We start from the raw sequence: 15,198 nt of genomic DNA, 5'->3' as shown, positions 1-15,198 counted from the left end.
TTTTTAGCGATTTTTAAGCACTAATAAATATCACTACGGATAAACCTATCAATTTACAGCATCAACGCCGAGAGCGTATCAAGGGTAGCAGCTGGCGTATGATGCAGGCGCACAGGCGATAGACTAATATACCCTGCTGCCACCGCTTGGTCATCCGTCATTTCTATGGACGATGTTTGAGCGTCTACATTTTCTGTTGATAGCTCACTTGATAGCTCACTGGATAATGTACGTTGACGTTTGCGTAGCGATAACCAGTAGGCATCGCGGCCGCGTGGGTCGACCACATGATGCACAGGACGTGCAATCTCACTGTGACTTAAAGCCGTGATTTTTCGACCTTTAATCGCATCGGCACTATCAACATCAGGAATATTAACGTTTAATACATGATAGGGCAAATTTTTGCAAGCATCTAATATCGGAGTTTCGGTCAATAATTTGACAATCTCGTTGGCCGCCATTTGATAATGACTTACCTGCTCCTGCCCTGTACCTTTGACCCCGCCGCCCACTAAAGAGGTGGCAATCGCTGGCAAGCCAAAAAGCTGCGCGGTCAATGCAGCGCCAAATGTACCAGAAAATAAAACATCCTGACCAAGATTGGCACCTGAATTGATACCTGTAATCACACAGTCAAAATCGGTATGACGGTAAATTTCATGTAACGCCAAATACACACAATCTGCTGGCGAACCATTCACCGCAATAAAACCAGACTCCAATTCATGAGTATATAGCGGCGTTGAGATACTTAAGGAGCTTGCGCAGCCGCTTTGCTCATTACTTGGCGCAACCACCACCACCTCTGCAATGGTGGACAACGCGTGATACAGTGCCAACAACCCCGGAGCATGCACCCCATCATCATTACTCATTAAAATTTTCATTTTTGCTCAATTCTGCCCAATACCGTTATTAATGACCGTCTGTCCACTTAGCTACTTTGTTATCGTAAAATTGCTATAATCCCTCTTATTGAGACTATGTCAGTGGCTATACCCAAAATATTTCGGCCGATTATACCCTAATAGTGCCACCAGACGAACCCAGTCTTGGGCTAGAATTTTCCTGATATTCGGTTTTATAGGCGACTTTTTATAGGCGATTTTCAGTAGCAATAATGACCATTTTTTAGTATAAAAATATGGCGATAGAGTTACAGTAGGCAACAAGGTACAACATTATCAATGAATATTTTTATGTTGAGGTAACTTAGTACTACATACTACTGATATGTTGCTGTAAACGTGGCTTAGCTCACAATATATCTACACATAAATCAATATTTTATGTGACTTTTATTTTTTTACCGATTAACATAGCACCATCAAACAAAGATAAGCGAGTGTAATACTGAATGAATAATCAATCGATATTATCTATAGCTTCTGTGATAGCGAAGACCGCCTCAAAAGTAGGTCTAGCAGGACTGATAACGTCTATTGCTATGCTGTCTCAAGCTACCAATGCCGCGTCTAATTCAGCGACGACCATTCCTCTGGATTTATCTGGTATTAATATCACCAAGCATGAAATTGCGGTGATGCAAGTACTGTCAGAGATATGTCCACCGATGCTGACGGGCAAACAAAAACAGCGTTTTTATAAATCTTATAACGTACAGTTGCATGAGTTGATGCCGTCGTTAGAAGACCCAAAAGCGGCTATTCAGTATCTATCTACTCAGCAAGATTACCGTCAGATATTGCAAGGTATTCGCAGTTGGACGATGGGTTTCTCTAGACAAGATAACAAAGCCTTATGTGAAGATTTGGCGAATGCTGAGTATTCTTAAGAAATTAATAGAAGATGCTTTTAATAAATCTGACTTTCATAAAGGCTACTATTAAAAAGTATTCTTCATAAGCTATTATAAAAAACAGTGAAGCTTGTTTTTTAGAGAAGTATAAATAAAGTAGTAGCCCAAGCACTGCTGATATAAAGATATAAAAAGCATTGATATAAACAGAAACCAGCATTACTTTATATGCACGATAAGTAGCGATAAATAACCATAATAAAGCTACTGCTCATATCACCGTCAAGTCGCTGGTTTTTACTATATCAATGTTAATCAACTAAAAAACGCTATAAGTTTATTAATTGGTGGTGTTCTAAAAAGTATGCTGGCGATAGAAGTCAATAAGAAATCCATGCTAAGTTCTCTGATTCTATAGGGCTCTCAAGGCTTTAAAAATTGTTCAATTTTTAATCAGCATACTTTTTGACACACCACCTATTAATTAACCTATAGTATAGTATCAAGCTTGCTGTCATCTGGTCTGCGTATCGCAGGTGGTGCAGCAGGCTTTTTTGTGGCAGTTAGAAAAGCATTCGTGCATCGAAATGCAATCTATAGCTAAGGGCTTTATATGCCCATATTTTTGCCCTTCTAAACGCTATGGTTTATCACAATGATGCGCTGTTTTTGGTCGCGTCCTATTTTATTGTATTTATCGATTCCCCATCGGTCGGCATTTTGCTAAGATAAGGCGTTAATTTTATGTCCATCGCTTAGTCGTTAAGTCTCTCATCAAAAATCTGTTTTAAATCTTAGCTTTAGAGTCAGCTTTAAAGCATGCCACAATAGATTAACTTTGGGATTCCGCACGAAATATAAGCGATAGATACATTTGGTTTTATGATGCGGTGTAACAATCTATGACAGTAAAGCGTGTAAAAAAACAGTTAGTACAGCTGGTAGTGGGTGTCAGTGTTTCTATGAGTGCAATGATGGCGAGTGCAGCCATACAGCCACCCGAGATGGAAAATACGGCTTATGTATTAATGGACTACAATACTGGTGAAATATTGGCACAAAAAAATGCCAATCAAGCACTACCACCAGCGTCCTTGACCAAGATGATGACCAGTTACATCATCGAGCAGCGCTTAGCATCAGGTGACCTCAAAGAAGACGAACAAGTTTTGATGAGCCCAAATGCTTGGTGCCGTGGTAGTAGCAGTCAGTCTTGTATGTATGTGCCGGTCAATAAAACCGCCAGCGTCATCGATATGTTACGCGGTATCATTATTCAATCAGGCAACGATGCTTCAAAAGCGATGGCTGAGCATATTGCTGGTAGCGAAGCCTCATTTGCAATCTTGATGAATGAGCAGGCAGAAAAGCTTGGGATGAAAAACACCCATTTCGTCAACTCGACAGGTATGCCAGACGAAGGGCATCAAGCATCAGCGTTAGATTTGGCCATATTGTCACGTGCAATTATCAAAAACAGTGGCGACTATTACGGTCTTTATTCGGAAAAAGAGTTCACTTATAACGGTATTACTCAAGGTAACCGTAATGCCCTACTAGCCACTGACCCTACGGTTGATGGTCTAAAAACAGGTCATACCGATGCGGCAGGCTACTGCTTAGCCGCCTCTAGTAATCGTGATGGCATGCGCCTAATCTCTGTCATTATGGGTACAGAAAGCCAGCAAGCCCGTGCCGATCAGTCACGTGAGCTACTTAACTGGGGTTTTGGTCATTTTACTACCGTAACTAAAGCACCCGCTGGACAGTTTGTTAGCAAAGTACCGGTATGGTTTGGCGAAGCGACAGAAGTAGAGCTTGCCACTGGCGACAGTTTGCAAATTCTAACCGATAAAACGCAAAAGAATAAAATCACTACTGTGGTCGATATTCCTGAGAGCTTAGAAGCGCCTATCAAAAAAGGTCAAGAAATTGGCAAAATGATGGCGGTTATTGATGGTAAAGCGGTTGCTTCAGTGCCTATCGTAGCCACTAGCGATATCGAACAATCAGGCTTTATGAGCCGTATCTGGCAACGTTTTACGCGTTGGGCACAAAACTTATTTTAAGCTCATTATTTAATAATCTGCATAAAAATATGTTTGCATTTAACTATAATAGTTAGCAGTGATTTTAGTATTAAAAAAGACGCCTGTTTATGGGCGTCTTTTTTATTTGTCTATGCTTATCACTATGTTCATGCCTACCGCCATCATTAAGACCAAGCGAGCCAGCTCTTTAATAAATTACTCAGCGCTTTATCTTCATAGGTCGCCACCTGACAGTAATCAACTCCGGCCGCTTTTAAGCCATGCTCAAAGCTGTCTAAATGTCGTGCACGCTGCTGTGGATACCAAAATACCAATAAAGCCCGATAGTCGGTCTCAGAGGCGCGAATACGCTTGGCCAATAATTCCGCTTTGCTTGCTAAAACGTCTTCCGCGAACATTACCATATCGACTTTTCTATGCTGCATCTCATCAATCACAAGCTGTTCATGTTGATAGCAGATAACATGCGCGCCTAAACGCTGCAATTCATCCATCAAAGCACCGCTATCTTGATCATAGTAGTAGACAACGACCAGTCCCGTCAGCAGCTGTTGCTGGCGCGATTGGCGTTGATTGGACGTCGGAATAGTAATAACAAACTCAGTCCCGACGCCAAGCGTGCTCTCGACACTAATACTGGCTCCCATCAACTGCGTCATTTGTTTGACGACTGGCAAGCCAATGCCCGTGCCTTCATACTGACGAGTTTGCGATGAATCTACCTGAAAAAACGGATTAAAAATATCGTCTATAAAGCCACTATCGATACCGATGCCCGTATCTTTGACTCGAATCTGCCAACGATTGCTATTATCAAAATGGGTCAATTGCGAGGTAATACTGACTTCACCTACGGGGGTAAATTTAATCGCGTTGCTCAGCAGTATCGATAATATTTGCTGTATTTTTCCGACATCACCTTCAAGACTATAATCAATATGATGGATATGACTGATTAATGCCAAGCCTTTTTGTCTGGCAATAGGCTCAAAATCTGCCAACAAATCAGCAATTAATTGCAGTGGATTAAACGCACTTATCTGTAGGCTGACCTGACCTTTTTGTATCTGATTAAGCTGAATAATTTGATCCAATGCCAAAACCAGCTTGTCACTGCCATTATGAATGATATCAACCGCGTCTTTTTGCTCATCATTGAGGTGTTCATCATCTAACAGTTGTAAGCCGCCGACAATGGCGTTTAGCGAGGTTTTTAACTCATGAGTAATCATGCTTTGAAAATTATGCAGCTGCACATCTAAAGACAAATCCTTTTGATGCAATTGCTGCTCAAAAGCGGCAAGCGCTTCATAATCTTGTTTCGATTCTTGCAGACGATTGAACAACGTCGTAAAAGCCTGCTTAATCTGCACCAGCTCCTGAAACTTAAAGCGCTGCGGAATCACGGGCAGCTGCTCAAGCTCAGGGTTTTTGATGACAATGTCACAAACTTCCGTAAACACGGCGATATCTTGTGACGGCCAGTTTAATTTACGCAAAATATACAGCGCCCAAATAATGGCTAATGCTGTCGTCATTAACCACAACCATAGATTATTTTGCAGCCAATTTGAACGTAGGGTCGCCACATCTAAGGTAATATTAATATAGCCGACCAAGGCATTTTTCGTACTCAAATTACTGGCCGAATTTGATTCATGTCTATTATTCGGCGGACTATTTACAGCTTGCAGGCTTGAATTTAGCTGAAGCGCGTTTTGAGAGATATTCTGCGCGGCGATGCTTTTTTGTGCGGGGTTTAGCGTATCGCTAACCATAGATAGGCTGCTGCTGCCATTAATATAATCGCCGACCACCGGATAGTTAAAGCTGACCGTATTGGCAAATAAGGCATTTTTCCAATCATCTCTGGACTGGTTGCTATCGGCAATAGGCTGAGAAGTTGAATAAAACAAAATACTCTCAACACTCTGCTCATGCTTTAACAAGAAGCGCACTTGCTCCGCGACCATCTTGTCACCATCGATGCTCGCCGCACTAATCGTTAGCAAGTTCGCTAATTGCTGGATATGCTGACGCTCTTCTTTATAGTGCTGCACCAAACCATAAACAAAAGACAATAGAAAACCTGCCAATACAGCCAAAATCATGGTCTGTACGATAGATTGCCAAACAAGCATAGGAAGGGTTTGTGGTGGGCGGTTGTTCATATCACTCAACTGAGTTAAGACAACTTTTGATTATAGTACAGGTATTCTATAAGGGTGATGAGCGGAATGCGACATTTTAATGTAACTTAAGAATCTATTAAATTAAAAAATACCATGATGGCTAGTATAGTCATCATGGCAAATTATATTACAGAAAAGCCAAGGATGGAAAAATAGCAAAGATAAAATAAAACGGTCTTTATTTGCTAAAAACTATAAAGACACTCACTATCTTGCAAAATTAACGTTTTTTATCTTTGTTAGTGAATCTTGGCTTATCTTTGGTGGTAAATTTCTGCGCACGATTGCGTTCACGTTGGCGTAGCTGTTGCGCTTTTGCCTTGGTTGGCGTGTCGCTTTTATTGGCGTATGGGTTATCATTTTGTTTAAAGATAACATTCAGTGGCGTGCCTTCGAGCTTAAATACTTGACGGAATTGGTTTTCAAGATAGCGCTGATAGCTCTTTGGTAGCGAAGACGTTTGGTTACCATGAATGACAATCACCGGCGGATTATGACCACCAATATGTGCGAAACGTAGCTTGATACGGCGACCGGCAACCGTTGGTGGCGGGTTGGCAGCAACGGCATCTTGTAAAATCTGCGTCAAACGGTTGGTTGACACCTCAAACATCGACGACTGATAAGCACGCAAGATAGAAGGATATAAGTTACCCACGCCTGTACCGTGCAATGCTGAGATTTGATGGACTTTTACGTAAGAGATAAAGTTGAAACGGCGATCCATCTCAATCTTAATATAGTTCTTTTGATCTGCAGTGAGACCATCCCATTTATTGATGGCGACTACCAAGGCACGACCCGCATCAAGCGCATAACCAATCATATGCAAATCTTGGTCGACGATACCTTCTTGGGCATCAATCACAATAACCGTGACGTTAGAATCGTCAATTGCTTGCAAGGTTTTGATGACTGAGAATTTCTCTACCTTTTCATCGATTCTGCCACGGCGACGGACACCGGCGGTATCAATCAATACGTAGTCTCTACCCTCGCGCGTATAAGGAATATAAATACTGTCACGCGTCGTACCCGGCATATCAAATACTACCACACGGTCTTCACCCAATAGGCGGTTAACCAGTGTTGATTTACCAACGTTTGGACGACCAATAATAGCCAGCTTTAAGCCTTTTGGCTCGACAACGTTTTCTTGCGTTGGCATATCAGCAGTCAGAACTTCTAGCAAGTTACCAACACCGCGACCATGACTGGCTGCCATCGGATACGGCTCGCCCAATCCTAAGGCATAAAACTCTGCAGGCGCGGCATCGTGCGCGCCATCAACTTTATTCGCAACGACATAAACAGGCTTACCAAGGGTATGTAAAAACTTGCCAATCTCAGCATCGGCACCAATCATACCGGCACGGGCGTCGACCACGAAGACAATAATATCGGCTTCATGAATGGCCGTATGCGACTGCTCAGACATATAGTCATCAATATTGCCGCTACCATCATCCGCTTCACCAATACCGCCGGTGTCTACAACGATGAAAGATTTGTCTTCATAGGTTGCATCACCGTATTGGCGGTCACGAGTCAGCCCTGATAAATCAGCAACCAATGCCTGCCGACTTTTAGTGAACTGGTTAAATAAGGTAGATTTACCGACGTTTGGACGGCCAATTAAGGCGACCACAGGCTTGATACTCATGGGTTACTCTCAGTGAAGGGCACAATGGCGGACAGGTCGCTGACTCTTATCATAAAGATGAATAGCTGCACTTGACCGCAAATTTAAATAAATTATAGAAATAAAACGATAAAATTAGATAATAGCAAATATAGTCAGTGCGAAATAATATCGAGATATTAATGGCCACGGGCTATAAATATAAATTCTAAAATGAATCGACTATATAGATAACGCTATTATATATGAATAACGCCTACTACATAGCGGTCGCATAGAGTACGCGAAAGCGACCGCTTAAACAAGCAATTTACACAAGGCACGAAACGCTGACTGAGCAGCGTTTTGTATTGATGTCACTATAAGCAGGCTTATTTAATCAGTACAATCAAATAAGCAATGACTTATAAAAATCTAGCGCGCCAATTGCCAAATAGCAACTTGCCCTGAGGTGCTTTGGGTCAGTAAACGGCTACCTTGTACTTGCAAGCTACTTAATGCGCCTTTAGTCTGTACACGGCTGACAATTTTGCCGCTAGCAGGGTCAAATAAATGCACCACGCCATCAAAATCACCAACAGCAATATAATTACCAATCATCACAGGGTTGGTTAAATGACGATAAGCCAACTCTTCACTTTCCCACAACACTTCACCATTGCTGCGATTATAAGCAACTACTTTGCCGTCTAAACTGGTCGCAATGACTTGCTGATTGTTCACCGCCAGTGATTTTAAGCTCGCAAGCTCATTAACGAAAAGCACTTGACGAGAAGCTAAGTCGATACCTAACAACTGACCACTATAGCTGATGGCAAACAATTGGTTTTTATCGACGATAGGCATACCATCGACATCGCTCATACGCTCAACTTCACTACTACCCGCACCGACGCCAACGCGGCGTGACCACTGCGGTAGGCCATTATCGATAGTAACGGCATGCAAGCGACCATCAGCCGTGGCTAATAGTGCGGTTTTCGCATCTAGCAATGTTGGCGCTGCACTACCGCGTACGCTGATAGCAGGTACTTGGGTGACAAACTGCCAAACCGACTGACCATTCTGTAACGATAACCCATGTAAGAAACCATCGTTCGCTGATAAAACCACGCGGTTATTGCTGATTAAAGCAGGCGTTAGTACCGAACCGCTAAGCTGGGTTTGCCAGCGTTTAGCGCCAGTGGCACTATCAAACGCCATCACTTGACCACCGCGGGTACTGATAATAGCGGTTTGGCTCAAGGCATCTAAGGCCACGCCGCCGGTAATTTGATCACCAACATTGACTGACCATAGGCGTTGACCGGCATTATCAAAGCCTATTAAATCACCACCGCGTGATGCAGTAACGATTTGCGAGTTGGCATAGCCCACTTGCAGGTCAAGCGGATCTTTACTACTGGCTTTTTTGCTACCAACATCGGTACTAAAAACCGGCTGCAATACACTAATTGGCTGCGCAATTTGCACCAATTTGACAGGGTCATTGACGACTGGTTTGATACCTCGATTACACCCAACGACTGCAGTTGCCATCACTGCGATGACGGCGACATGCATGGCCGTCGTTTTGATGGTCTTAGCGTTTATAGTTCTGTTAGAGCGAATAGCTTGAGTCATTATAGGGTCTCACTAGCAATAAATTAATCATTAATAAATTAGCTATCAGCAAGTAAACGGTGAACAATAATAACCAGCACATAAATAAGCACTCATTATTAATACTACCCTCCTGACTTACTGCGCTACTTGGTTTTTAAAACAGTTTTTTAAAACGGTTTGTAGAACGATTTGAGGTATTACAATTTTTATTAAAATACTTATCAAAGCGTTAGCGCTCATATCTAGCACCAGCGATTATTATTGAAAATCTTTTTACTATCTATTTTCAACCTCTACTATTGAGCAGTTACTACCGTATTTTCATTTTCAACCATTGATGGCTGTTGTGCAGGTGCTGGAGCTACCGCAGGTTCTTGGATAAGACTGGCTGGCGCCGCAATAGGTTCAGGTACGATACCCAAGCTTTCCATCTTTAATGCCAATACTGCACGTGTTTCTTGACGGTTACGTAACAATTCCCAAGCATTATTGTAAGATTTAACCGCTGAGTCTTTATTATCTTGTGCCAGATAAATATCACCCAATAGCTCTTGCTGACTCGCTTCAAACGAGCTTGGCATATCATTATTGGCTTCAGCCAAGGCGGCGTCGGCATCACCAGCCGCTAGTAACGTCTTCGCATAGCGCAGACGGGTAATCGCTTCTAGGCCTGCATCGCCCAAATCAATTGCTAGTGCCTTTTTAAAGGTCTCACCCGCACCTTTAAAGTCATCGTTATCCACTTGTTGACGGGCTTTAATCATCAGCGCTTGCCATGCATAGACAGAGCTACCATGAGTGCTTACTAAAGCATCAATATCTTTGTCTAACTGTTTACGGCTCTCAGCCAATGACGCTTGCGCCTCTGCTTCTAAATCTGGATTTTGCGACGCTAGGCTGACTTCTTCATTTAAACGCTGAATATCGGCATAATGGTCGGCTGCAACCGTATCGACGCGCGCATGGTTATTTTGCCAATAGGTCCAGCCGAAATAGGCGGCCAACGCCAATAAAATCGCGGTGACAATATAGCTGCCATACTGCTTTAACGCTTGCATTGAATTGTCTGTGTTTGGCGAATTGGGTGTCAGAGCCATATATTTTTACCTGATAAAAGTGTTATTAAATGCGAATGCTAAAGCCACTATCGATTACTGGCGAACCAAGTTTTCTTTTATTAACGATCAAAGTTTTCTTTAGTCGATAGCCAATCTGTCGCAACCGTTTGTTGCTCACCCGTCTGCATATCTTTAATGCTAATGGTATTATCATCGAGCTCTTGCTGGGCGATAATCACCGTCAATGCAGCGCCCGACTTATCCGCTTTTTTCATTTGTGCTTTTAAGCTGGTTGCGCTCGCCATTTTTACCCGTAGGTCAGGACGGCTGTAGCGCAGCTCTTGCGCATAGCCAATACCCGCACTATAAACTTCTGGATGAGCAACCACAAAAACGTCACAAGCTGGCAGCTCTGCAATCGGCGCCACGGCTTCGATAAGTAATAACAGACGCTCAAGACCCATCGCAAAACCAACGGCTGGCTCAGACTTCACTGGTTTATTATGCCCTTTATCATCAGGGCTACCGATAGATTTTAATTGCCCAATCAAACCATCGTAACGACCACCCGCACAAACGGTCGCTTGGCTACCAAGCTTATCAGTTACCCACTCAAAAACGGTTTTATTATAGTAATCAAGACCGCGTACTAAGTGCGGGTTAATAACGAACTCAATACCAAGTGCGGTTAAATACGCTTGCACTTGCTCAAAATGCGCCTTGCTCTCGGCACCCAAAAACTCAGCAAGCTTTGGCGCATCTACCAATAACGCTTGGGTACTCGCCTCTTTACTGTCCAAAATACGGAGCGGATTGGTCGTTAAACGGCGTTTGCTGTCCTCATCTAACTGATCTTGTTTATCAGTCAGATAAGCAACCAGTGCTTCGCGATAAGCATGGCGCTCATCAAGCTCACCCAAACTATTAAGCTCTAAGCGCATCTCGTCTTTTAGACCCAATTCCTGCCACATTAGATGCGTCATGGCAATCAGCTCTGCATCGGCATCCGGTAGCGCACTACCAAAGCTTTCGACACCCAATTGATGAAACTGACGGTAGCGACCTTTTTGCGGACGCTCATAGCGAAACATCGGACCGATATACCAAAGTTTCGGCGTATCACCGCGCAATAAATTGTGCTCAATCACTGCACGTACTGCCCCTGCCGTACCTTCTGGACGCAATGCCAATGGCGTTGGCGGCTCAGACTTATCGGTAAAGCTATACATCTCTTTTTCGACGATATCGGTTGCGCCGCCGATAGCACGGGCAAACAAGTCGGTTTGCTCAACGATAGGCAGGCGAATATGCTCATAACCGTATCTGCCCAGCACATCAGCCAATATCGACTCTAAGTGCAGCCATTTTGCAGACTGTTCAGGCAAAATATCATTAAACCCTTTGATCGCTTTAATCATGGTACGGTCGCATCCTTAAAATTTTTAACAAAGTACTCTATTACTCATTATTCTGGTCGTGACGCTTATACATTAAGCTTTAAATAGCTCAGCGTCTTACGCTTACTTTATTACTTTACACGAATGATTTCATTCTCACGTTTTTTCGCCAAATCTTCAGCATGAGCACGTACCATGCCTTCAATCTCATCGACCAAATTATTGGTATCAATCAAATGGCTTTTTTCACCCATACGGTAGACCAGTGATTTTGGTGCCGCGCCGACAATACCAATGTCCGCTTCTTTCGCTTCACCCGGACCGTTTACTTTACAGCCAATCACTGACAAGTTCATCGGTTCACGGATATCTTCTAAACGTGATTCTAACGCCGTCATCACTCTAATGACATCAAACTCTTGGCGCGAGCAGCTTGGGCAAGCGATAAAGTTAACGCCATTTGAGCGAATATTTAGCGATTTTAAAATGTCAAAGCCGATTTTAATCTCTTCTTCCGGCTCTGCGGCTAAGGAGATACGAATGGTATCGCCGATGCCATCTAATAATAGACCACCTAAGGCAATCGCAGATTTAACCGCGCCTGTACGATAAACACCGGCTTCGGTGACGCCTAAATGTAGTGGATTATCAATCTGAGCAGAGATCAAGCGATAAGCATCTAATGTCAAAAACACATTACTGGCTTTCACAGACACTTTATATTGATCAAAGTTCAAGCGCTCTAATATATCGATATGGCGCATGGCTGATTCGAGCATCGCCGCGCCGGTTGGCTCAGTATATTTACGCTGAATGTCTTTTTCCAATGAGCCGGCATTAACACCAATACGAATAGGAATATTGTAATGCTTGGCACAAGCAACCACTTCTCGTACTTTGGCGTCGCTACCGATATTACCCGGGTTAATACGCAGGCAGTCGGCACCAGCTTCAGCAACGGCCAAGGCAATTTTATGGTCAAAATGCACGTCAGCAATCAAAGGTACGCTGACACGCTTACGAATTTCCGCAAAGGCTTTTACCGTATCCATCGTCGGCGTCGATACGCGCATCAAATCCGCCCCTGCTTCAACACAGCGCTCGATTTGGGCAACGGTCGCTGCCACATCACAAGTATCGGTATTGGTCATACTTTGCACGCTAATCGGTGCATCACCACCAATCGCGACATCACCGACATATATTTTTTTAGTAAGACGACGGTTAATAGGCGCTGACGTTGACATAGACAAACCCTTTCATTGGAACAAATTGGAACGAAAAAAACTGGAAACAAACATCGCTTTTATAACGCTAATAGCTTTTTTAAGACCAATAGCTTTTTAACACCAATAATTTTCTTAAGACTAATAACTATTTAACACTAACAATAACGGTTTTAAAAATAGCAATCACTGGAAAAATTGGTATTCACTTTAAAACCGGTTATTTAATAAACTAACCAATTACTTAAAAACTAAGGCGCTAGCTCAAAACTGGCTTGCGTGCCTGTAGCATAGCTGTCTAGAGCTACCGCTTCTTGGTTAAGCATCAAGCTGACATTTTTAACATTATCAATCTGTACATTAAAGGGTGGCATACCAGATAATTGATAATTACCAGCAGTCTGCGAACCAGCTATCAAGCTATTACCGGTAGCGTCAGTGATAGTGACGACAGCGGCATCTGTTAGCTTAACGTCTAGCATAGCTGGTGCCATACTTGCATCGCCGCCCAAGTTAAGTGCTGAACCAGAAGCACCAACGCCATTAGCATCGGTATCAATCGCCGCACCTTGCGCTTGTTCTAGTGCTGAGATATCTTCACTGCTGGTTACTGGCTGTTCATTATTGTCTTTACTGGCATTACTGACCATACGAAATAGGAAAATCGCTAAGATAATGACGCCAATGACCGCGATGATTAATAATGGATTAAAACGGATACGGTTATGAGTATCACGCTGCAGGGTACCCATCGGGCGTAGTGGCGACTCAATATTGTTGGTTGAGCGCGACTTTAGCTCAGTTGGGTAAGCAGCATCGAAGCTATTGGCTATTTTTACTGGATCTAAACCCAAAAACTTTGCGTAGTTAATCGCAAAACCACGCGCAAACGCCGCCTGCGGTAAATCTGCAAAATTTTCATTTTCTAAAGCTTGCAAATGTCGTTTTAAAATAAATAACTCGGCGGCCGCGTCCTCCAAGCTGACTTGCTTAGTTTTGCGGGCTTGCTGCAACATGGCACCAAATGATCCCTGAGCGTTAGATTGAGTGTTTGATGATGGGGTGGTCATTTCCATGGTGCCTCTGGATTGTTAAGCCAAGTCTTAAGTTGTTTTGCTTCATCGCTTAGTGGATAAGCGGATAAAAGCTGCTGTGCCAATTGCTGGCGGGTTGCTATGTTATTTTGTGCTGCCGCAAGTTTGATACCTTGTAAAAGTAAGCGCGGGCTAATACCCTGCCCTTGTACCAGCATCAAAGTTTCGTCATAAAGCCTTTGTGCTTGCTGCACACGCTGCTGCTCGAGTAATAAATCGACCAATTCAATGTGTGCAATCACACTATTGCGGTTGCCATCTAAGGCACGCAAAAATGCTTTGGCAGCGGCTGGATGATCATTTAGCTGAAGATAAGTGCGTCCTAAGTTTTCTAACGCCCCAATACGACCTTCGTAACCAAGTGCTGCTCCTGCAATCTCAAACTGCGCCGCCGCCTCTTTATAGCGCTTCATCTGCGACAGATAAACACCATAATTGTTGTGGGCTTGATCAAAATCTTTATCAAGCATAATGGCTTTTTTAAAGTATTGATCGGCTTTTTCAAGATTGAGGCGACTGCCCTCTTGCTGCAACAAAACGCCCATCATATCATAGGCTGGCGCATAACGGCTATCGGCAGCAAAGGCTTTTTCAAGTTGACGCTGAGCGGTATCAAGCTCATTTTTGCGGATATATTGTGCCGCAAGTGAGGTGCGAACGCGAGCAATTTCTTGCTGATCCAAATTACGATTGTCACTCGGCCGCGTCGAGGTTTGATAAGGCGTACCACCGGTTAAATCCGTGGTCGTTGTACTCTGGCAACCGCTAAGTAGCAAGGCACTTAAAGCGCTGGCCAACAAAATAACGTTTGCGCCGCGCTTTTTGGCAATACGGACAACATTGACACTCGATTGCTGCGCCGTCTGAGAAATAAATGTTTGATATTTGAACTGACAAAGATTTTTAAAAGTCATCATAGCCGCCATCATAAAACTGAGGTTCAATGCGTTCGATCTTCGAGGCATCAGTTTAATAGATTTAGCCCCCATAAGTACAATTTATTGTGATTAATTGCGCCGCCCTCAATTATTAATGCTAATGACTACATTTTATTACTGTTATGAGACAAAAACGACAGTTAAGCATTTAATCTAAGTGCTTAAGCCCATTACTACATCTAAATGCTCAATCAGCAAATAGTTAACGCTGTAGTATTTAACTCTACAATGTT

The 15,198-nt window shown here is 43.2% G+C and carries 11 protein-coding genes; 2 read left to right on the top strand and 9 right to left on the bottom strand.

The features are described 5' to 3' along the window. Positions 1-53: 53 nt before the first annotated feature. The gene (gene surE / locus ACP7AA_RS09215) at positions 54-890 is read right to left on the bottom strand and encodes a 5'/3'-nucleotidase SurE (protein WP_426223371.1); all 837 of its coding nucleotides are present in this window, start codon (positions 888-890) and stop codon (positions 54-56) included. A gap of 470 nt (positions 891-1,360) precedes the next feature. Between surE and ACP7AA_RS09210 the strand changes: the two genes are divergently transcribed. Beyond that, positions 1,361-1,798, top strand: a complete 438-nt coding sequence (locus tag ACP7AA_RS09210; protein ID WP_201562977.1) for an MCR_0457 family protein — start codon at positions 1,361-1,363, stop codon at positions 1,796-1,798. 866 nt (positions 1,799-2,664) lie between these two features. Next, complete coding sequence (locus ACP7AA_RS09205; RefSeq protein WP_201562979.1) at positions 2,665-3,831, top strand: D-alanyl-D-alanine carboxypeptidase family protein; 1,167 nt, start codon at positions 2,665-2,667, stop codon at positions 3,829-3,831. A 146-nt stretch (positions 3,832-3,977) separates the two neighbouring features. Here the strand turns inward: ACP7AA_RS09205 and ACP7AA_RS09200 are convergent, their stop codons facing one another. The 8 genes from ACP7AA_RS09200 to pilW all read right to left on the bottom strand — a co-directional run bounded on the left by ACP7AA_RS09200 (position 3,978) and on the right by pilW (position 14,944). Next, positions 3,978-5,984, bottom strand: a complete 2,007-nt coding sequence (locus tag ACP7AA_RS09200; RefSeq protein WP_426223370.1) for a sensor histidine kinase — start codon at positions 5,982-5,984, stop codon at positions 3,978-3,980. A gap of 241 nt (positions 5,985-6,225) precedes the next feature. Further along, on the bottom strand, positions 6,226-7,668 hold the full coding sequence (der, locus tag ACP7AA_RS09195) for a ribosome biogenesis GTPase Der (protein WP_201546843.1): 1,443 nt from the start codon (positions 7,666-7,668) through the stop codon (positions 6,226-6,228). Positions 7,669-8,061: 393 nt separating this feature from the next. After that, positions 8,062-9,270, bottom strand: a complete 1,209-nt coding sequence (gene bamB, locus ACP7AA_RS09190; RefSeq protein ID WP_426223369.1) for an outer membrane protein assembly factor BamB — start codon at positions 9,268-9,270, stop codon at positions 8,062-8,064. 278 nt (positions 9,271-9,548) lie between these two features. After that, on the bottom strand, positions 9,549-10,349 hold the full coding sequence (locus tag ACP7AA_RS09185) for a YfgM family protein (protein ID WP_426223368.1): 801 nt from the start codon (positions 10,347-10,349) through the stop codon (positions 9,549-9,551). A gap of 80 nt (positions 10,350-10,429) precedes the next feature. Beyond that, positions 10,430-11,728, bottom strand: coding sequence for a histidine--tRNA ligase (hisS, locus tag ACP7AA_RS09180; protein ID WP_298872490.1), 1,299 nt, complete (start codon positions 11,726-11,728; stop codon positions 10,430-10,432). A 110-nt stretch (positions 11,729-11,838) separates the two neighbouring features. Next, positions 11,839-12,954: a flavodoxin-dependent (E)-4-hydroxy-3-methylbut-2-enyl-diphosphate synthase gene (gene ispG / locus ACP7AA_RS09175; RefSeq protein ID WP_201618878.1), complete on the bottom strand. Its 1,116-nt coding sequence runs from the start codon at positions 12,952-12,954 to the stop codon at positions 11,839-11,841. A 230-nt stretch (positions 12,955-13,184) separates the two neighbouring features. Further along, positions 13,185-14,003, bottom strand: a complete 819-nt coding sequence (locus ACP7AA_RS09170; protein WP_426223367.1) for a RodZ domain-containing protein — start codon at positions 14,001-14,003, stop codon at positions 13,185-13,187. Continuing rightward, the gene (pilW, locus tag ACP7AA_RS09165; RefSeq protein WP_298872496.1) at positions 14,000-14,944 is read right to left on the bottom strand and encodes a type IV pilus biogenesis/stability protein PilW; all 945 of its coding nucleotides are present in this window, start codon (positions 14,942-14,944) and stop codon (positions 14,000-14,002) included. The genes ACP7AA_RS09170 and pilW overlap by 4 nt, the downstream gene beginning before the upstream one ends. Between the last annotated feature and the right edge of the window lie 254 nt (positions 14,945-15,198).

This window comes from Psychrobacter sp. DWR1-2-3 (assembly GCF_049896465.1).
Classification (GTDB): domain Bacteria; phylum Pseudomonadota; class Gammaproteobacteria; order Pseudomonadales; family Moraxellaceae; genus Psychrobacter; species Psychrobacter maritimus.
The sequence above is the reverse complement of the archived record's forward strand: the minus strand, read 5'-3'. Positions and strand labels throughout refer to the sequence as shown.

Coding starts and splice junctions, on each gene's coding strand:
- surE (WP_426223371.1), bottom strand. CDS start 890: ATGAAAATTTTAATGAGTAATGATGATGGGGTGCATGCTCCGGGGTTG.
- ACP7AA_RS09210 (WP_201562977.1), top strand. CDS start 1,361: ATGAATAATCAATCGATATTATCTATAGCTTCTGTGATAGCGAAGACC.
- ACP7AA_RS09205 (WP_201562979.1), top strand. CDS start 2,665: ATGACAGTAAAGCGTGTAAAAAAACAGTTAGTACAGCTGGTAGTGGGT.
- ACP7AA_RS09200 (WP_426223370.1), bottom strand. CDS start 5,984: ATGAACAACCGCCCACCACAAACCCTTCCTATGCTTGTTTGGCAATCT.
- der (WP_201546843.1), bottom strand. CDS start 7,668: ATGAGTATCAAGCCTGTGGTCGCCTTAATTGGCCGTCCAAACGTCGGT.
- bamB (WP_426223369.1), bottom strand. CDS start 9,270: ATGACTCAAGCTATTCGCTCTAACAGAACTATAAACGCTAAGACCATC.
- ACP7AA_RS09185 (WP_426223368.1), bottom strand. CDS start 10,349: ATGGCTCTGACACCCAATTCGCCAAACACAGACAATTCAATGCAAGCG.
- hisS (WP_298872490.1), bottom strand. CDS start 11,728: ATGATTAAAGCGATCAAAGGGTTTAATGATATTTTGCCTGAACAGTCT.
- ispG (WP_201618878.1), bottom strand. CDS start 12,954: ATGTCAACGTCAGCGCCTATTAACCGTCGTCTTACTAAAAAAATATAT.
- ACP7AA_RS09170 (WP_426223367.1), bottom strand. CDS start 14,003: ATGACCACCCCATCATCAAACACTCAATCTAACGCTCAGGGATCATTT.
- pilW (WP_298872496.1), bottom strand. CDS start 14,944: ATGATGACTTTTAAAAATCTTTGTCAGTTCAAATATCAAACATTTATT.